Here is a 19,563-nt window from a genome sequence, read left to right on the forward strand (position 1 = left end):
CTAAGCTAAAGGACCTATCGCTATGCTGTTTCACGTAAGAATGGACGTTAATTTACCCGCCTCGATGCCGGAAGCAGAAGCTGCCGCACTAAAGGCAACGGAAAAAGCCCAGTCGCAGGCGTTACAGGCCAGCGGCCAATGGCGCCATCTGTGGCGCATTGCGGGGCAGTATTCCAACATCAGCCTGTTTGACGTCAGCAGTATTGATGAGCTGCACCAACTGTTGTCGCAGCTGCCGCTGTTCCCCTACATGAAGATTCAGGTTATGCCGCTATGTCGTCACCCTTCCTCAATCAGGGAGGACGATCGCTGAGTTAGGCCGCGGGTGCATCACCTGCCAATGTTTATGTCGCTGTTCCCTGCCGGGCAAATACCGGCGGGGAGAATAAAAAGAAGCCGTTAAAAACAGAATGTACCCAAAATAATTCGAGTTGCAGGAAGGCAGCAACGCAGCGAATCCTCGGGAGCTTACATCAGTAAGTGACCGGGGTGAGCGAGGAAAGCCAACGCACATGCAACTTGAAGTATGAAGGGTATAGCCGCAGGACTGTACCCCCTCGGCTCAGTAATTGTTTACTGCCAATATCAATACGGAGCAATGACATGACTCATAACGACATCGACACCCTGGTCAACAGCTTTATTGTTGACACCGCCAAAGGCGAAGTTAACCCACGCGTTCAACAGGTTACCGTACGTTTGCTGGGCGATCTGTTTAAAGCGATTGAGGATCTCGATCTTCAGCCGAGTGAAATCTGGAAAGGGCTGGAATACCTGGCGGAAACCGGTGCCAGCCACGAAATGGGGCTGCTGGCCGCAGGGCTGGGGCTGGAGCGCTTCATTGATATTCGTGCCGACGAAGCCGAAGCCAGAGCCGGCTTGACCGGCGGCACGCCGCGCACCATTGAAGGGCCGCTGTATGTGGCCGGTGCACCGGTCTGCCAGGGCTTTGCCCGCCTGGATGACGGCACAGAAAGTGCCGAAGGTGAAGTGCTGTTTATGCAGGGTACGGTGATGGATGCCAACGGCAAACCGCTGCCGGGGGCCACCGTCGAGGTCTGGCACGCTAACCTGATGGGCAACTATTCGTTCTTCGATAAGAGCCAATCGGCGTTCAACCTGCGCCGCACCATCGTGACCGACAGCCAAGGCAACTATCAGTTCCGCAGCATCGTGCCGTCTGGCTACGGTTGCCCGCCGCAAGGCTCCACTCAGCAGTTGCTGAACCTGTTGGGCCGCCACGGCCGCCGCCCTGCGCATATCCACTTCTTCGTCTATGCCGACGGTTACCGCAAGCTCACCACGCAGATCAACATCGACGGTGATGAATATCTGTGGGACGACTTCGCCTTCGCCAGCCGCGAAGGGCTGGTGCCGCAGGTAAATAAGGTCACGGCACCGGATCAGTTGGACAGCAAGCAGCTCAGTAAGCCTTTCTCCTCGATCGACTTCAACTTCACGCTGCATAAAGAACGCACTGCCGCGCCAGAAGCCGAAGTGGAACGCAAACGCGCTCAAGCGTAGCCCGGCCTGTCACTGCCTCTGCTCAGGGGCAGTGAGTCTCTGTTGAATAACGCCCGCCGGAGCAACACCTGTCCTCATTATTTTAATATATTCAGCCGCTTGGTACTGCACGCTGCACGCGCACAACCAGGGGCCAAGGGTATAACAGGAGCATGAATGTGAGCACGCCACAAGAGTTACAACACTGGCAGCATGTGATTGAAAACAGCCTCGACTTTCGGCCAGAGGAGGGCGTTTATCGCATCGCCCGCTCAATGTTTACCAACCAGGAGCTGTTTGACCTGGAAATGGAGCTGATCTTCGAGAAGCAGTGGATTTTTGCCTGCCATGAAAGCCAGATCCCTAATCCGCACGATTTCATCACCGTGCAAGCGGGCCGCCAGCCGATGCTGGTCACTCGCGACGGTAAGGGTGAGCTGCACGCGTTGGCGAATACCTGTCAGCACCGTGGTGCAACATTGACCCGCGTTTGTCAGGGCAACCAAAGCACCTTTACCTGCCCGTTTCACGCCTGGTGCTATAAATCTGACGGCGCGCTGGCGAAGGTAAAGGCCCCGGCGGAATACGGCAGCGACTTTGATAAAAGCCGCCATGGTTTAAAAGCGGCGCGTATCGCCAGCTATCGCGGCTTTGTGTTTATCAGCCTGGATACCGAATCCGAGCAGAGCCTGACCGATTTCCTGGGCGACACCACGCTGTTCTTCGACATGATGCTGGAGCAGTCTGAAAACGCCGAACTGGAAGTGTTGCCCGGTGTTTCGACCTATACCTACCCCGGCAACTGGAAGCTGCAGAACGAGAACGGGCTGGATGGTTACCACGTCAGCACCGTTCACTACAACTATGTCTCGACGGCCAACCACCGCCGCGAGCTGAATATTCAGCGTAACGGTGCCAGCGACAGCACGCTCGACTACAGCAAACTGGGGGCTGGGGATAAAGACACCGACGACGGCTGGTTCTCGTTCAAACATGGCCACGGCCTGCTGTTCAGCGATATGCCCAACGCCGCCGATGTGCGCCCCGGCTATGCCCGCATCATGCCGCGCCTGCTGGATAAATATCCGCAGGAGCGCGCGCAGTGGACCATGCACCGCCTGCGTAACCTCAACATCTACCCGAGCCTGTTCTTTATGGACCAGATCAGTTCCCAACTGCGCATTATCCGCCCGGTCAGTTGGAACAAAACCGAAGTGATCAGCCTGTGCCTGGGGGTGAAAGGGGAGTCCGATCGGGATCGCGAAAGCCGTATCCGCCAGTTTGAAGACTTCTTCAACGTATCCGGCATGGGAACGCCGGACGATCTGGTGGAGTTCCGCGAACAGCAGCGTGGCTTCGAAGCGCGCAGCACGCCGTGGAGCGATATCTCCCGTGGGCATCAGCACTGGCAGTACGGCGCAACGCGTAACAGCGACATTCTCAACATTACGCCCGCGATCACCGGGACCGAAATTACCCACGAAGGGCTGTATGTCAATCAGCACCGCGCATGGCAGCAGATGATGTTGGCGGGGCTGGAGAAAAAAATAGCGCAGGCGGCGGCCCGCTGAAATGACGGAGATAAATCATGCAAAACATCACGCCTGAGCAGCACTATGCCGTTGAGCAATTTTTATACCAGGTGTCAGACGCCTGCGATCGGCAGGATTGGGATCGTTATCTCAGCTACTTCACCGAAGAGGCCGAGTTTCACGTGCCGCAGTGGCGCAGTGAACATGAATACACTCAGGATCCGAAGCGGGAAATGTCGCTGATCTACTATGCCAACCGTTCTGGCCTGGAGGATCGGGTATTCCGTATTCGCACCGGCAAGTCGGCCGCCTGTACGCCGATGCCGCGCACGTTGCACCTGATCGACAACGTGCGCTGCCAGGCTGCTGACATTAGTCAACTGGTCGTTAAGGTCAATTGGGTGACGCACTACTACCGCTTTGGTGAAAGCCGCCACTTCTTTGGCCGGGCTACCTATCGCCTGTGCTGGCAGGAAGGGCAGTTAAAAATCACCAGCAAACATGTGCTGCTGCTGAATGACAAGATCGATTCAGTGCTCGATTTCTACCATCTCTGATTTGCCTCAGGACGGCGGCCACGGCCGCCGTTGTTATAAACAGTATTGATACAGGAGTGACCATGACCCATCGCGCCGCCATTATTTTCCGGGATGGACTCACGCAGTTTATTCAGGTTGAACAGAATGAAAAACTGCTTGATGCGGCTTTTCGTCACGGGATCTCGTTGCCGCTGGACTGCCGTGAAGGGGTTTGCGCCACCTGCCGTGGCCGTTGTGAATCGGGAACCATCGAAATGGAATACGTCGATGATGAGGCGCTGAGCGCCAGCGAGCTTGAACAGGGCTACATGCTGGCCTGCCAGACCCGGCTGACATCGCCAGGTTCTTTCTACTTTGATATCGACTCCAGCATCTGCAACCTCAGCCAGCAGCACTATCGCGGACGGGTCAGTGCGCTGAACCTACTCTCTGATACGGTCGCCACCCTGGAGATTACGCTGGATGAAGGATCGCCGGAATTGCACTACTTGCCTGGGCAATACGCGCGCATTCAGATCCCCGGCAGTGAGGAAAGCCGCGCCTATTCGTATGCCAGTGCCAGCGCGCAATCGGCGGTAGTGCGCTTTTTGATCCGCTTATTGCCGAGCGGGTTGATGAGTGACTATTTGCGCCAGCGTTGCCAGGTGGGGGACAGCATCAGCTTTACCGCCCCGTTCGGCGCATTTTATCTGCGTGAGGTGAAACGCCCGCTGCTGTTTGTTGCCGGGGGCACCGGGCTGTCGGCGTTTCTCAGTATGCTGGAAAGCCTGGCCGAACAAGGGGACGGAGGGCAACCGATCGCACTGTATTACGGGGTAAACCGTGAGAGTGAGATCAGCGAGCTGGCGCGGCTCGACGCTCTGAGCCAACGGCTGACTCATTTCAGCTATCAGGTGGTGGTGGTCGATCCCAGCGCTGCATGGCAGGGTAAAAAAGGCTGGGTGACCAATGCATTGGAAAGCCATCTGCTGCAACAACCGTTCGATGCCTATCTGTGTGGGCCGCCGCCGATGATCGAAGCGACCTGCAACTGGCTGTCTGCTCAACCGGTAGCCGAACATCAGGTGTATTTTGAGCGTTTTGTTTCCAGCTGATATCCGTTCGATACTTTTACGCCAAGGAGAGCTTGTATGGCTCAGATCGAGATAAACGTCGTTGATATTACGCCAATAATCGACAATGCAAAATTTCAGAATATCCATCGGCTGACTATTTTCTGGTGCGCCTACATTATTATATTCGATGGTTACGATCTCGCCGTGCTGGGGGTGATTCTCCCCAAATTAATGGCTGACTGGGGGTTAACCGCAACGCAGGCCGGTTTATTGGGGAGTTATACGCTGATTGGCATGATGGTGGGTGCGCTGTCGTTAGGCTCACTTTCCGACAAAATAGGTAAGAAGAAGGTGATTACCCTTTGCGTGATCACCTTCAGCTTATTTACCTTCCTGTGCGGATTTACCGTTAATGCCTCGCAGTTTGGCTGGTGCCGCTTTATCGCTGGCATTGGTCTGGGTGGCGTAATGCCTAACGTGACTGCACTCACCAGCGAATATTCGCCGAAAAGCAAACGCAGCTTGATGGTGGGCTTGATGTTCAGTGGCTATTCCATCGGTGGGATGTGGGCCGCGATATTAGGTATCTACTTAATTCCGCTGCTGGGCTGGCAGTCTATCTTTTACGTCGCTATTTTCCCCATCTTGTTCTTACCCTGGATGTTAAAGCACTTACCGGAGTCAGCGGCCTTCTTAATTAAAACCAAGCAGAATGAACGTTTAAAGAATGCGCTGGAAAAAATCGCACCAGATTATATTCATCAACCAGGAACCGAGTTTGTCAGCCAATCCGCTCTCGGGGCAGGGCCGGTAAAAATGGCGATCGGCGACTTGTTTGCCGATCGCCGAATGTTAAGCACTCTGATGTTCTGGCTGGTGTTCTTTATGTCGCTGTATGTGATCTATGGCATGACCTCCTGGTTACCTAAACTGATGCTGCAGGCGGGTTATCCGTTGGGCTCCAGCCTGATGTTTCTGTTTGCGCTGCACTTCGGCACTATCTCCGGGGCGTTAACAAGCTGCTGGCTGATGGATAAAGTGAGTGGCAGAACGGTGCTGATCGCCTATTTCCTGCTGGGCTCGGTGACAATTGCGTTGCTGGGGGTGCAAAGCTCAATGAGCCTTCTTTATTTGTTATTAATTATTGCCGGAGCCAGCACGATTGGCACTCAGATCGCCATGACGTCTTATGTTGCGCGGTTTTACCCTAGTACCATGACCGCAACGGGGCTTGGGTGGGGATTGGGGATCGGGCGCATCGGTGCTATTCTCGGCCCTTTCGCGGGGGGGTTATTAATCGATCTGGAATTAACCTTGCAACAGAACTTCATGGCTTTTGCCCTGCCGTCGTTACTGGCCGCAGGCTGCATGTTTTTTGTTAACCCACGGCTGGCTGCCTCTTAATCTCTACGCAAGCGGTGAGAGGCACGGGATTTGAGCAAAGCGGGAAGAACGGTATGCCACCCCTTTATCGGAATATGGATCGTTTACAGCTTTATGCGGCCTACAATAACACCAAGGCCGTGCGTGATTTCCCAGCGTTATTGGCTGAATTTCAACAGCGGAGTGCGGCCTGGTATGCCGCGGCCAACGTTCAGCGTGATATCCCTTACGCTAATGGTGCCAGAACCCGTTTTGACCTTTTCCCGGCTCACGGGAAGGATGCGCCAACGCTGATATTTATCCACGGCGGTTACTGGCAGAATTGCAATAAAGAAGATTTTGCTTTTATCGCGCAAGGCCCGTGTAACAGCAATATCAACGTTATTCTGGCGGAATATACCTTGGCCCCTGAAGCCTCAATGACAGCCATCGTCAATGAGATTGGGGCTCTGTTGGATTTTCTGCATAACAACCAGGCAATGTTTAATCTCACCCCCGGCAAGGTGTGCCTGTCTGGGCATTCTGCGGGCGGGCATCTTACGGCGCTTCACCGTGGGCATCCGCTAATCTCACATGCGATGCCGCTCAGCGCGCTGGTGGATCTGGAGCCCATCAGTTTGAGCTGGCTGAATGATAAGCTCGCGCTGACACCAAAAGAAATCAGTGACTATAGCCCGATACATTCTGTCGGTTTAGGGGGGCCGATTGCTGTTCAGGTGGGGGACGATGAGTTACCCGAATTGATTCGCCATTCGCAAGAGTATGCCGAAGCGTTGGCACAATGTGGCAACCATGTTATGTACCAGCGCGTTGCCGGGTGTAACCATTTCTCTTTACTGAATGAGTTCCAAACCGGGGGCAAACTGTTGCAGACGTTGCGGAATTTACTGACTCAGTAGCCTGCTGGTGGTCGAAACAACAAGGAACGTATAACGCTGGCCAGTTCAGGTGAACGAGTTCCCTCTCCCACAGGGAGAGGGGGTGTTTCCTTTAGCCATTGATGCCTGATTATGTAGTTTTGTGCTTTACTGACCGGCATGAGCTGATAAGCATTCCCTTTCTTAACAAACCTATTATCACAGGGTGATATTTTGCGGGCCGAGCTTTTGGATCAGCGCCGCAATATCCACTTCATCAACCTTATCTGCCTGTAAATAGGCCACGCCGTAATCATGCCAGACACCCGATTGCAGGAAGAGAATAAACAGCTCACGATCCAGGTGATTTTCGTTCACCATTGCCGCCATGATCTTCAGCGATTCCGATAACATTTTCCCCTGTTTATAAGGGCGGTCGGCGGCGGTCAAGGCTTCAAACACGTCGGCAATCGCCATCATCCTGACCGGAATGCTCATTTGCTGATAGTTCAATTGATAAGGGTAACCCTTACCGTCCATACGCTCATGATGACCACCGGCAATTACCGGCACATTGGCCATGGTGCGCGGGAACGGCAGCTTTTTCAGCATGATAATGGTCTGCATAATATGCTCGTTGATCTTATAACGCTCTTCTTCGTTCAGCGTGCCCCGGCGAACTGAGAGGTTATAAATCTCCCCATAGTTATACAGATAAGTGGGTTCCTTGAGCTTAAAGTTGTAGCTCTCCGGCAGGTGGTTTTTGCTATCCCGGTAGATGATATGCTCTTCTTTATCTGCCAGCATGGCTTCCTGCACCGGCAGCTCAGGTGCTGGCTGGCGCGTTTTACGTGCCCATTCAGCCTGGGACACCCCGGCGGTATCGTCCAGCGTTCGGGTCCACTGATAGCTGGCGATTTGCCGAATGCGCGCGAGCGCCTCGTCGGAAAGAAACTCACCGCCAACGTTACATTGAGCGATAAAATAGAAATCCTCATCCAACTGACGCAATTCCTCAGCCAGCTGCTGTTCCGCCAGATCATCGTTGCCAGGCAGGCGGTTACGCAGAGAGAGGATCTCTTTTTCTCTTTTCAGCACCTCAAAGCGCATGCGTATTTCGTGGATGCGATCGTAAATCAGCTCCAGCTTGGTGGCTTTATCCACCACAAATTCAGGCGTAGTGATCTTGCCGCAGTCGTGCAGCCAGCAGGCGATATGGAGCTCTTCCCACTCGTTTTCCGACAGGGCGAAATCCGCGAACGGGCCGTCTTGCACATCAACCGCCGCTTTGGCCAGCATTTTGGTGATCTCAGGCACCCGTTGGCAATGGCCGCCGGTATAGGCGCTTTTGGCGTCGATCGCCCCGGCGATCAGTTCAATAAAAGCATTCAGCAGATTTTTTTGCTCTTGCAACAGGTACTGCGTTTCTATGGCGACAGAGAGGCTGCCGACCAGCGCGTTAACCAGCTGTATTTTGGCGCTCTTGCGTTCGGTAGTTAATTCAGCGGTGTTAAGCAGCAGTAAGAAGCCCAATAACTCTTCATCATGGGTCTGCATAGGGACGGCAATATACTGCAGAGGAAGATAAGTTTGGAAAAAGGAGCGCAGCGGGTTGGGAATATGTTCGTTATCCAACACCCCGGAAACCGACTGGCCTTCGCGTATTTGCCAAAAGGTGGCAAGATCGTTTTTATCAAATTGGAGTGAGGCAATCTCTGTCAGCGGGATATCTTCATCGTTCCAGTGAAACGCGGTAGGGGTAAAGATATCGTTGTTTTTATCCGCCAGGAAAATCACGCCGCCGTTCATGGCCGCGATATCTGCGGTTTCATTCAGCAGCCCCTGCATTTGCTGCGGAAAGTTATCTTTGGCCGACAATATGCTGCCCATCGAGATAAATTGCTTCAGCGTTTGTTTCATCTTTGACATGGCACGATGTAAGTCATCAACCTCTTCAATGACCGAGTGCTAACGTTCTCTATCATCAAAGATCAGATTGCTGATGGCCTCGGCGTCTTTGCGCAGGCTAATCAGTGGTCTGGAGATGCGTAATGAGAAATACCAGACTAGCGGCAGGCTAAACAACAACAGAATAAAGGCCACCAGCGTTGAGCGGTTACGAATTGAATTCGCCCCCATGGTGAGATAGGCGGATGGTGTGGCGATCACCAGATGATAGTGGTGGGTCGTATTTTCAATGTTGATTATGGCACCGTACCAGTCCTGGCCCTGCGCTTTAAACTGAATGCTGTTATTGGCGCTATTAGTGGCATTGTCATGGTGAAAAGCGAGTAACGTTTTTAATACGGGCATACGTTCAATGCGGTTAAAACCCTCATCATCCAGCCTGCCATCACGGTTGAGCTGTGGCTGGCTGGCGATAACTTCATTAGCAAAATTAACGACAGCCGCCTGGCTGCTGGGGGGCAGCCCCTGGCGGTGCAGGAATTGAGACAGCGAGGCCAAAGAAACATCCATGCCGATCACCGCATGTTGATTATCTGCCCGCCGGCTATAAGTGAAACCGGTCTCGCCAGTACCTTTGAAGGTATAAGTTGGCGAGACCACCAAGCCAGATTGCTTTGAGGCCAGAATAAACCAGTCACGGGAGCGGGGATCAAACGGAGGGTCATCGACGACTTTACTGCTGATCACCTGTTGGTTAGCGTCAAGATAAGTGAGGAGCTTTTCCGGCTTGCTGGTTAAAAAACGGTTACTCTGCACCAGCCAGTGCACATTATCCGCTGCGTTGAAAAAAGCGCGGTTAGCGGCCGTAATACGCCGCAGCATAAAGAAATCCCCATTGGGGTAGCCGACGTAGACCGAACTGGCATAGTCATTCTGGTTGAGTATTTCGACAAATTTGCTCACGGAGGCCATTCGCTGCTCTAACGTTGCGGCTCCGTTAATGGGCATCCCCGCCAGGATATTGACCGACATCATCATGGTGCGCGTCACCGCATCCAATTCAGCGGCAATGGCCTCACCGGTTTTCTGATACTGCTGGTTGGCGCTAATCTCGCTTAACTTGGTCAGTTGGCTATGGCTGAAAATCACGATCACGCTGCCGATGGTAACAATCAACAGTGTAAACAGCGCAGCAATCTGGATGTGCAGTGGGTAACGATTTTTTAGCCCGGATAAATGGCTTAGCATAGGAATAACCTTAGATGCGTGTTTTCCAACTGTTCTAATCATAGACGACGTGCGGCAAGCTGCTGAAGTTTGTACCCTAAAGTGCTTTTTCTCATTGCCTTATCTCGCGCAAGTTCTCCACTTTTCTGAGCAATTTTGCATAATTTTTTGCAGTACGCTTTTTTCATGCGGAATGTCATGGAATGTCATTAATTTTAACCATTACATTTACATGGTTATAACCCAGAAGATACCTGCCTACGCCAGCGATATAGAAGGTCATAACGCTAACTCTATTTATGCCTTTTTCAGCCAAATTGTTCGGAAAGGATACTATGAATCAATTTATCGTTGCAGAATCAGAGGCCTGTATTGGCTGCCGAAGCTGCGAAGTGGCTTGCGTGACGGCTCATCATCATGGGGACTATCCCATTCAGCGGGAGTATTTCACGCCGCGGGTGAAAGTGATCCAAGGCCCGAGTGCCAATACGGCGGTGTTCTGCCATCACTGCGAAGATGCGCCTTGCGCTAATGTTTGCCCGACCGGGGCGATAGTCCAAGGTCATGACAGCATTCAGGTGAGCCAGGAAAAATGCATTGGCTGCAAAGCCTGCGCGGTGGCTTGCCCGTTTGGCATGATGACGGTGGTGACTGAAACCGTGCAGCCGGCCAATCATCGCCTGGCAGACAGCTATCAGAAAACGGAAGCACAGAAATGCGATCTGTGTAGCGATCTCAACCAGGATCCGGCCTGCGTGCGCGCCTGCCCGACCCACGCGCTGAGCCTGGTTGATAGTAAAACGCTGGCCGAACAGCAGATGCGAAAGCGCCAGCGCACGGCGGCGCGCGATCTCCACAGCCAGCTGTTTGGCAGCGTTGCCAACCAGCCAGCAGTGCGGAATCATCAGGCGCAGCCAAAACCGATCCGCAATTTGCTGCAACAGCCCCGAGCACCGCGCTTGGAAGCCAACAAGATCCCGCTTGAGTTACGTAAAACCACCTTTGCGGAAATTTACCAGCCATTCAATGAGCAGCAGATCCACCAGCAGGCAGAGCGTTGCCTGAACTGTGGCAAGCAAAGCATCTGTTCCTGGACCTGCCCGCTGCATAACCAGATCCCACAATGGATCAAGCTGGCCGATCAGGGCCGCATCTGGGAAGCCGCCGAGCTGTCACACCAGACCAGCAGCCTGCCGGAAGTCTGTGGCCGGGTTTGCCCACAGGATCGGCTGTGCGAGCAATCCTGCACCCTGAACGGCCACGGCGGCGCGGTCACCATCGGCAATATTGAGCGCTATATCACCGAAACCGCCTTCGCGATGGGCTGGCGGCCAGATATGTCCGCGGTCAAAAGCAGCGGCAAGCGGGTGGCGATTATCGGCGCAGGCCCGGCGGGGCTCGGCTGTGCCGACATTCTGGTGCGTAACGGGATTAAACCGGTGGTGTTTGATCGTTACCCGGAAATTGGCGGCCTGCTGACCTTCGGTATTCCCGCCTTCAAGCTGGAAAAAGACGTAATGGCCAGAAGGCGCGAAATCTTCAGCGATATGGGGGTCGAATTCAGGCTGAATACCGAGATTGGCAAAGATGTGTCGATGGAGGCTCTGCTGAACGAGTATGACGCGCTGTTTCTCGGGGTCGGGACGTACAAATCCATGAGCTCCGGGTTGGAGAATGAGGATGCGCCGCAGGTTCATGCCGCGTTGCCGTTCCTGATTGCCAATACGCAACACCTGATGGGTTACCCCGAAAATCCGCAGAGCCCCTATATCAACATGGCGGGCAAACGGGTGATTGTACTGGGGGGCGGTGATACCGCCATGGACTGTGTGCGCACCTCGCTGCGCCATGGGGCAACGCAGGTGATCTGCGCCTATCGCCGTGATGAGAAGAGCATGCCGGGTTCCAAGCGGGAAGTGAAAAATGCCCGTGAAGAGGGCGCCGAATTTATGTTCAATCTGCAACCGCTGGGCATAGTGCTGGACAAACACGGTAACGTCAGCGGCATTAAGATGCAGCGCACCGAAATGGGCGCGGCCGACAGCCAAGGGCGGCGGCAGGCGGTGGTGGTGGCGGGTTCTGAGCATATCGTGCCAGCCGATGCGGTGATCATGGCCTTTGGTTTTAGCCCGCACCGCATGAGTTGGCTGGCCGAGCACAATGTGGTGCTGGATCGCCAAGGGCGGGTGGTGGCACCGACCGTAGCGGGTTATCCCTACCAGACCAGCAACCGTAAGATTTTTGCCGGTGGCGATATTGTGCGCGGGGCCGATCTGATCGTGACGGCCATCGCAGAAGGGCGCAAAGCTGCAGAAAGCATTGCCTATTATCTCAATGTGTTATAGCGCGGCCTAATAGCCTAGCCAATAGGCTATTTTATTTGCCATTTTGAACCAGGGCAGTGCTCAGACAAAGACTTTAGTCTTTGAACGCCCGAATGGGCGACCCGGAGGGCGAACGAAGTGAGTCATCCTCACGTACTTCGTGTACGCTCCGGTTCCTCCGCGCTGTCCGTGTTCAAACTGCCTGCAACAATTACGCCTATTGGGGTAGGCTTTGAGGAGAGAAATGATGAATCAATTTGTGATCGCCGACATGCAGCAGTGTATCGGTTGCCGCACCTGTGAGATTGCCTGTGCAATGGCGCACCTGGGGGAAAACCCACAGCCGCTGACGCCAGAAAACTTTAACCCGCGGCTGAAAGTGATGAAAACCTTCAGCGTCAGCGCTCCGATGCTGTGCCGCCAGTGCGAGAATGCCCCTTGCCTGAATGCCTGCCCGAACGAAGCGATCTATAACCATAACGGCAGTGTGCAGGTGATGCAGTCGCGCTGCATCGGCTGCAAAACCTGCATGGTGGTATGCCCGTATGGTGCGATGGAAGTGGTGGATAATCACACCAGCAGCCGTGATGGCAGCACCCATAGCCGCGCACAGGCCAATAAATGCGATCTTTGCGATGGCCGCAGCGCTGGCCCGGCCTGTATCGAGGTTTGCCCAACGGCGGCGCTGAAGCTGATCAAACCCGCAGACCTGCAAGCGATGCAGCGGGAAAAACAACTGCGCGCCGCACTCGGCTCTGCGCCGAATCTGTTGCAATAACCACCGTACAGGAAGAAACATAATGGAAAAAATCACAACCGTTTGCCCGTACTGCGGTTCTGGCTGCAAACTGAATCTGCTGGTGGAGAAGGGCAAAATTGTCAGTGCCCAACCGGCTAATGGCGTTACCAACCAGGGTGAACTGTGCCTGAAAGGCTATTACGGCTGGGATTTCCTGCAGGATACCAAACTACTGACCCCGCGCCTGACTTCCCCGTTGATCCGCCGCCAGCGCGGCGGTGAGTTTGAAAAAGTCAGTTGGGATGAAGCCATCAGCTACATCAGCGCAAAGCTGTCGGCCATCAAGCAACGGCACGGCGCGGATGCGATCATGATGACGGGTTCTTCGCGTGGCCCAGGCAACGAAGCCAATTATGTTATGCAGAAATTTGCCCGGGCGGTGATCGGCACCAATAACGTCGACTGCTGCGCCCGCCTGTGCCACGGCCCCTCGGTGGCGGGGTTACAGCAAACGCTCGGCAACGGGGCAATGAGCAACTCGATTAATGAGCTGGAAAATACCGAATGTTTGCTGATCTTCGGCTACAACGCGGCAGATTCGCACCCGATTGTGGCGCGGCGCATCCTGAAGGCGAAAGCCAAAGGGGCCAAAGTGATCGTCTGCGATCCGCGTTACATTGAAACTGCGCGCATTGCCGATCAATGGTTACCGCTGAAAAACGGCAGCAACATGGCGCTGGTCAATGCCTTTGTTCATGTGCTGATCGAAGAAGGGCTATACAATAAGAGCTATGTTGAAGCCTATACCGAAGGGTTCGACCAACTGCGCCAGACGGTGGCGAAATACACACCGGAATACGTGGCCGGTATTACCGGTTTAACGGCGCAGCAAATCCGCACAGCCATTCGCACCTATGCCGCCGCTCCAACTGCCACCATTCTTTGGGGGATGGGCGTCACCCAGTGGGGGCAGGCGGTGGATGTGGTCAAGGGGTTATCTTCACTGGCGTTGCTGACCGGCAATCTGGGGCGGCCAAACGTTGGGGTCGGCCCGGTGCGTGGCCAGAATAACGTGCAGGGCGCCTGCGATATGGGCGTGCTGCCCAATACCTTCCCCGGTTATGAGAAAGTCAGCGATGCCGTGGCCAGCGCCAAATTTGCTAAAGCCTGGGGTGTTGACCGTTTGCCGATGGAGATTGGTTATTCCATCACCGATGTGCCGCACAAGGTGGCCGAGGGCAAGCTGAAAGCCTATTACATTTTTGGTGAAGATCCGATCCAGACCGAACCGGATCTGGCGGCGATGCGCACCGCCTTTGAACAGTTGGAACTGGTGATTGTGCAGGACATCTTCATGACTAAAACTGCCTATATGGCGGATGTGGTCCTGCCCGCCACCTCTTGGGGGGAGCATGAAGGGGTTTATACCTGCGCCGATCGTGGTTTTCAGCGCTTCAGCAAGGCGATTGAACCGGTCGGTGATGTGAAGCCCGATTGGGAAATCATCAGCCTGCTGGCCAGTGCCATGGGTTACCCAATGTCTTATCGTAACACCCAAGAAATCTGGGATGAGCTACGCCAGCTATGCCCGAACTTCTATGGTGCAACCTACGAAAAAATGGCCGGTTTGGGGTATGTCGCCTGGCCTTGCCCGAGTGAAGATCACCCTGGCACACCTTATCTGTATCAAGGCAATAAATTCAGTACGCCGACGGGCAAAGGTTACCTGTGCAGTGCTGAGTGGATCCCGCCGCATGAGAAAACGGACCAAGCCTATCCGCTGGCGCTGTGCACGGTGCGTGAAGTGGGCCACTACAGCTGTCGCTCAATGACCGGTAACTGTTCGGCATTACAAACCTTGGCAGATGAACCTGGCTATGTGCAGATCCACCCGGATGACGCCGCTCTGCAGGGGATCGAAGACCAGGCGCTGGTGTGGATCGCCTCACGCCGTGGCAAGGTGATGGCGCGTGCCGACGTCACCGAGCGGGTGAATGCTGGTGCGGTTTATATGACCTATCAGTGGTGGGTTGGTGCCTGTAATGAGCTGACGCTGGACCATGTTGATCCGGTATCCAAGACGCCAGAGTTCAAACATTGTGCGGTACGGGTGGAGGCTATTGCCGATCAGGCCTGGGCGGAGGCAGAGGTGCAACAGCAATACGGCGCCCTGAAAAAACAGCTGCTTGAGGCGGCTCCGAGCGCCTGATGGGAAGGAGACACCACGCCCCATTGGGCGTGGTGATTTAATCGCCCGAAAGGCGGAACCCCGCCACGTAATCGATAAAGAAACGCATATTTTCTGCGTTTCTGTTCTCAAGATCATAAATATTGAGCATCAACTGCATTTCATAATCCGGTGACTAGCGGATGGTGCGTACTTTTCGCTGATTGATGAAGAAATCAATGTGTTCCTCTGCCCAGGCAATGGCGTAAGTGTTGAACGCTGTGACATCCAGCTCGAAGGGATCTTCATAGAATTCATCAACAATCTTCGTATCGCCAAAAGGATGCACACCGTACCCAATCACGGCATGCTCGCGATGGATATTTTTGCCTTTCAGTTCAAACAGACAAATCTCGGCGGAACGCTCCGGCAGATCTTCATAACCGATCATCCACAGTGCGGCGACATTGTTTGCGGCCATCTCACATCGGGCTCTCAGTTCGAAATAGCCGTATCTAGGCAGATACTTTCTTTCGGCGATCTGCACTTCACGCACTCGGCAATCGGGTGAAAAACGATGTTGGCCAACTGACGATCCTAATGGGCCCGAGTATACGCCGGTCTGCAACGAGGAAACTCTGACGGCACCATTAAATTCGGGGCACCAGGGTTGCTGGTCTGGCTCAATATTCAGAGAAAATCCACTTTCAGAAAATGTAAATCGGGGTTCAGATAGCTCCCGGTTGCTCCATTGTGGCAGGTAATAAGGCAGCCAGCGTGTTTTATCGAGTTCACCCTGATCAAAGCCATCATAAAATTCCAACTGGTATTTTTTGCCATTAATGATTCTTTGGTGTGCAATTTTCATTTTTATCGGCCGGAGGTAAAGGATAGGGAAACTCACCGTGTCTTAAGAACTATACCTCATTAATATCCATAAGAAACATGCGCATGAGCAAGCATTAAACACATTGCCTATTTTTTATTCAGCGCCTGAGTATTAATCATTAAAATATAATAAATATAAATAAAAATCATTTGTTTTGTGAATGATTTGGTGTTGGCGATTATGTATCGTGTTTTTTTTGATATTTTTAACTAATTTATTTATTTTTAATGGTGCTATGTATTGCTCGTTTGGCATGTCTATCATTTCTGAAAGTCACTGGCTTACCACATAAGGTATATCCTAAATCTAAGGCGAATTATTGTTCTTGTTGATAAGGAATGTGACCAATGACAAGAATATTAAATTCTTTTTTGTTTTATTTTTTGGAATTTATTATTTTAAATTTTCTAGGGATAATAATGAGGAAATACAATGAAAAAAATTGGGATGACGGCCATTGCAGCATGCATAGCCGGGTTATCTGCAACGGCCACCGCTGCGCAGTTGACAGCCAGCCAACAACAGCATTTGTGGGCAGCACCAAAAGAAAATGCTGAACGGATCGTTGCACAAATGAATACCAGGGAAAAGATTGGTCAAATCTTGATGCTGGACGTGCGTAACTGGGGCAAAAATGCCGCGGGAGAGCCTGAGAATGTGACGGTTCTGCCAGCCGAACTTGCCAAAGTCATCACTGATTATCATTTAGGCTCAGTGATCCTGTTCCGTGAAAACTTTATTGATACGCCGCAAAGTTATCAATTGATACAAGACCTGCAAAAAGCCAGCTATCAACTGCCTTTGCTGATCAGTACCGATCAGGAAGGGGGCTATGTGACACGTCTGCGCGAAGGCACAGAAATGCCGGGCAATATGGCGCTGGCGGCAACGCGTAATGAAAGTATGGCGCAACGGGTGGGCGAAGTGCACGGCGCGGAACTTAACGCGCTGGGTGTACATATTAACTTTGCCCCGGTGTTGGATGTTAACACCAATCAAAACAACCCGGTGATCGGCGTGCGTTCTTTCGGCAGCAATATCGAGTTGGTTAACGGTATGTCGGCTGCCTACATCAAAGGGTTGCATCAGAACTCGGTATTGGCGACGGCGAAGCATTTCCCTGGCCATGGCAACGTCGCTACCGATTCGCACTTTGGCTTGCCACAGGTTTCTTATTCGGAAAGTGAATGGCGGCAAACGGATCTGGTGCCGTTCAAAAACGCGGTGGACCATGGTCTTGATGCAGTGCTGACGGCGCATATTATCGTGCCTGCACTGGATAGCAGCAAAGTGACCTCCAAAAAAGATGGCACTGAAATTGGTCTGCCAGCCACGTTATCCAAGAAAATCATCAGCGGTATTCTGCGTGATGAGCTGAAGTTTAAAGGGCTGGTATTTACAGATGCGCTGGATATGGGCGCGATTGTCGATAATTTCGGTGCTGCTGAAGCGGCTGAAAAGGCCTTGATGGCGGGTAGCGACGTGCTGGTTATGCCGGTGCATATCTGGGATCAGCAAGGTATTGCTCAACTGGAAGATCTCTACCGCTACCTTGAAACGGAAAGCCAGAAAAACCCGGAGCTTGCGGCGCGGTTGCAGCAGGCGGCCACGCAGGTAGTGCAGACCAAATTGGCAAACAAGCTGACGCCTTACAGCCCACATACGCTGGATTATGCGAAATCTGTCGTGGCATCACCAGAGCATAAGCGTTTTGAGAAGCAGGTCGCTGAAAACGCCATTACGCTGATCAAGAACGATCGCCTGTTGCCTTATCAACTGAAGGCGCAAAATAATCTGCTGGTGATCTCTGATGAAAATGCCCGCAATAAGATTGTCAGCAATGAGCTGCAAAACATTGCCAGCGAACTTAAAGGGCAGCAGATTGCGGTAACCAGTTCAGCATTCAAACTGGATGAAAATACGCTACCATCCAATTTGGCAGAAAACATTCGGGCGAACGATCTGGTCATCCTGGTCACCTATAATTTGAAAGCCAAACACACGGCGGCACAGAAAGTGATCGATCAGGCTGCTGCACTGAATAAACCCGTAGTTGTTATCTCTTCCCGCAACCCCTACGACATTGCCTATCTGGATAATGTGAAAGCCAACATAGCTATTTATGGTATTACTGGCTTTGATGTGACTAATAATAATCGCAACTCCCTGGAAGCCAATATTAAAGCCGGTGTGAGAACGTTATTTAAAGCTAACGGCGCTCAGACAGCACTTAATACACCAAAAGGCAAGTTGCCTGTAGATATTAGAAACCCACAGGGCGATATTATTTACCCATTTGGGCATGGGTTAACTTACTGATTTCACCTTTAATGATATAGCCCGTTAACGCGGGCATGGACTACTTTTAACCAAATTTGGCATTGTATTATATGAAAAACTATCAGTTGGCATTAGTTTCGCTGGCCCTGTTCGCTCATCCTTTTTCTGCGCTGGCTAAAGTAGATGACCAGATTGAAGCCCAGGAAGTGCAGGCTTTACCATGGAAAATAAATACTAACACCTTTCTGGAAGTTGAGGATTTTAAAGGGCACAGAGTTAATGGTGAACGCGTATTCGATAAGATCAGCCCAGCGTTTCAATTAGGTCTTAACAAACCTGATTCTGACTGGAGCTACTTTATGGAATATAAAGTCTCTATGCGAAACTACACCACTAACTATGAATCACGGCCCACGTCCTATAATCGTAACCGCTTGCAGTTACAGGCTAACCGTAAACTCTATAAAGGGACTGACGGCAACCTGAATCTTAGCCTGGTTTACAGGAAAGAGTCGAATGATGTCAGGGCCGAACAGCCGCCTAAAAACTCATACCACTCTTACTGGTTAATCCCAAGCGGCGGGTACAATTTTAACGAACAACTGTCCTTTGTTTTCTGGGATGCAGGCTATTATTACGATAACACCTTCTCTGGCCCGTATATCAACCAGTGGGAATGGGAAAGTGAGCATGGTTTCCAATATCGCTTTAACGACTCTTTCAGTGCCAAACTGATGTACTACACTGATTGGACCTGGAACAGCAGTGGTACTAAAACCTGGGAGCAGAATCAGATTCGTGGCTATTTCCCTACCAAGATTAATGAAGAATGGAATCTGCAACCTTATTTCCGCTTCTTCCTGAGTGAGAAAAACTATAACCCGTTAACTGGGGAAACCACCAACAGCGCAGATTTAGGCGGGTTAAGACTCGGCTTGATTGTTAATTATAACCTGACCTCCAAGGTCACCTTGTGGAGCAACGTGGCATGGGAAACCACCCACTGGGATAAGTCGAAGAATAGCCAGGTTGTCACCATTACCTATGGGGATAACAACCGGCAGGACTTCCGCTTATATTCCGTCGGTGTCAAATATTCTTGGTAATGCTATTGCCTGAGGCTGAAGCGGTAAAGGCCCGCTTTGGCCGTTTTTTGGGCA

13 protein-coding genes and 1 pseudogene are annotated in these 19,563 nt (G+C 52.4%); 12 read left to right on the forward strand and 2 right to left on the reverse strand.

The features are described 5' to 3' along the window. Nucleotides 1–22: 22 nt before the first annotated feature. The 7 genes from catC (at nucleotide 23) to WG891_RS12855 (ending at nucleotide 6,911) form a co-directional block, all read left to right on the forward strand. Nucleotides 23–313 carry a muconolactone Delta-isomerase gene (catC, locus tag WG891_RS12825; RefSeq protein ID WP_076941261.1) on the forward strand — a complete coding sequence of 97 codons (291 nt, stop codon included), beginning with the start codon at nucleotides 23–25 and terminating at the stop codon, nucleotides 311–313. A gap of 290 nt (nucleotides 314–603) precedes the next feature. After that, nucleotides 604–1,524 (forward strand): catechol 1,2-dioxygenase, encoded by a 921-nt coding sequence (catA, locus tag WG891_RS12830; RefSeq protein WP_337263074.1) that lies wholly within the window; start codon nucleotides 604–606, stop codon nucleotides 1,522–1,524. Nucleotides 1,525–1,682: 158 nt separating this feature from the next. After that, nucleotides 1,683–3,074 (forward strand): anthranilate 1,2-dioxygenase large subunit, encoded by a 1,392-nt coding sequence (gene antA / locus WG891_RS12835; protein WP_337263075.1) that lies wholly within the window; start codon nucleotides 1,683–1,685, stop codon nucleotides 3,072–3,074. 17 nt (nucleotides 3,075–3,091) lie between these two features. Further along, nucleotides 3,092–3,592 (forward strand): anthranilate 1,2-dioxygenase small subunit, encoded by a 501-nt coding sequence (gene antB, locus WG891_RS12840; protein ID WP_337263076.1) that lies wholly within the window; start codon nucleotides 3,092–3,094, stop codon nucleotides 3,590–3,592. 62 nt (nucleotides 3,593–3,654) lie between these two features. Then, nucleotides 3,655–4,668, forward strand: a complete 1,014-nt coding sequence (gene antC / locus WG891_RS12845) for an anthranilate 1,2-dioxygenase electron transfer component AntC (RefSeq protein WP_337263077.1) — start codon at nucleotides 3,655–3,657, stop codon at nucleotides 4,666–4,668. 36 nt (nucleotides 4,669–4,704) lie between these two features. Continuing rightward, complete coding sequence (locus tag WG891_RS12850) at nucleotides 4,705–6,033, forward strand: MFS transporter (RefSeq protein ID WP_076941257.1); 1,329 nt, start codon at nucleotides 4,705–4,707, stop codon at nucleotides 6,031–6,033. Between the two features lie 53 nt (nucleotides 6,034–6,086). Then, nucleotides 6,087–6,911, forward strand: a complete 825-nt coding sequence (locus tag WG891_RS12855) for an alpha/beta hydrolase (protein WP_337263078.1) — start codon at nucleotides 6,087–6,089, stop codon at nucleotides 6,909–6,911. Nucleotides 6,912–7,088: 177 nt separating this feature from the next. On the opposite strand, the pseudogene WG891_RS12860 reads toward WG891_RS12855, so the two are convergent. Then, nucleotides 7,089–10,025: pseudogene (locus WG891_RS12860) on the reverse strand (HD domain-containing phosphohydrolase). 314 nt (nucleotides 10,026–10,339) lie between these two features. On the opposite strand from WG891_RS12860, the gene aegA reads away from it, so the two are divergent. The 3 genes from aegA (at nucleotide 10,340) to fdhF (ending at nucleotide 15,276) form a co-directional block, all read left to right on the forward strand. Next, nucleotides 10,340–12,349 carry a formate-dependent uric acid utilization protein AegA gene (aegA, locus tag WG891_RS12865; RefSeq protein WP_337263079.1) on the forward strand — a complete coding sequence of 670 codons (2,010 nt, stop codon included), beginning with the start codon at nucleotides 10,340–10,342 and terminating at the stop codon, nucleotides 12,347–12,349. Nucleotides 12,350–12,575: 226 nt separating this feature from the next. Then, nucleotides 12,576–13,106 carry a 4Fe-4S dicluster domain-containing protein gene (locus WG891_RS12870; protein WP_337263093.1) on the forward strand — a complete coding sequence of 177 codons (531 nt, stop codon included), beginning with the start codon at nucleotides 12,576–12,578 and terminating at the stop codon, nucleotides 13,104–13,106. A gap of 22 nt (nucleotides 13,107–13,128) precedes the next feature. Beyond that, nucleotides 13,129–15,276, forward strand: coding sequence for a formate dehydrogenase subunit alpha (fdhF, locus tag WG891_RS12875; protein WP_337263080.1), 2,148 nt, complete (start codon nucleotides 13,129–13,131; stop codon nucleotides 15,274–15,276). 154 nt (nucleotides 15,277–15,430) lie between these two features. Here the strand turns inward: fdhF and WG891_RS12880 are convergent, their stop codons facing one another. After that, entirely contained in the window at nucleotides 15,431–16,102 is a 672-nt protein-coding gene (locus tag WG891_RS12880; protein ID WP_337263081.1) for a glycoside hydrolase family 16 protein, read from the reverse strand. Nucleotides 16,103–16,555: 453 nt separating this feature from the next. On the opposite strand from WG891_RS12880, the gene nagZ reads away from it, so the two are divergent. Both nagZ and WG891_RS12890 read left to right on the forward strand, forming a co-directional pair. Next, on the forward strand, nucleotides 16,556–18,442 hold the full coding sequence (gene nagZ / locus WG891_RS12885; protein WP_337263082.1) for a beta-N-acetylhexosaminidase: 1,887 nt from the start codon (nucleotides 16,556–16,558) through the stop codon (nucleotides 18,440–18,442). Nucleotides 18,443–18,513: 71 nt separating this feature from the next. Then, a complete protein-coding gene (locus tag WG891_RS12890; RefSeq protein WP_337263083.1) occupies nucleotides 18,514–19,509 on the forward strand; it encodes an OmpG family monomeric porin in 996 nt (331 codons plus the stop codon). The last annotated feature ends 54 nt before the right edge of the window (nucleotides 19,510–19,563 follow it).

This window comes from Serratia sp. MMO-28, from assembly GCF_037199905.1.
Taxonomy (GTDB): Bacteria; Pseudomonadota; Gammaproteobacteria; order Enterobacterales; family Enterobacteriaceae; genus Chania; species Chania oryzae.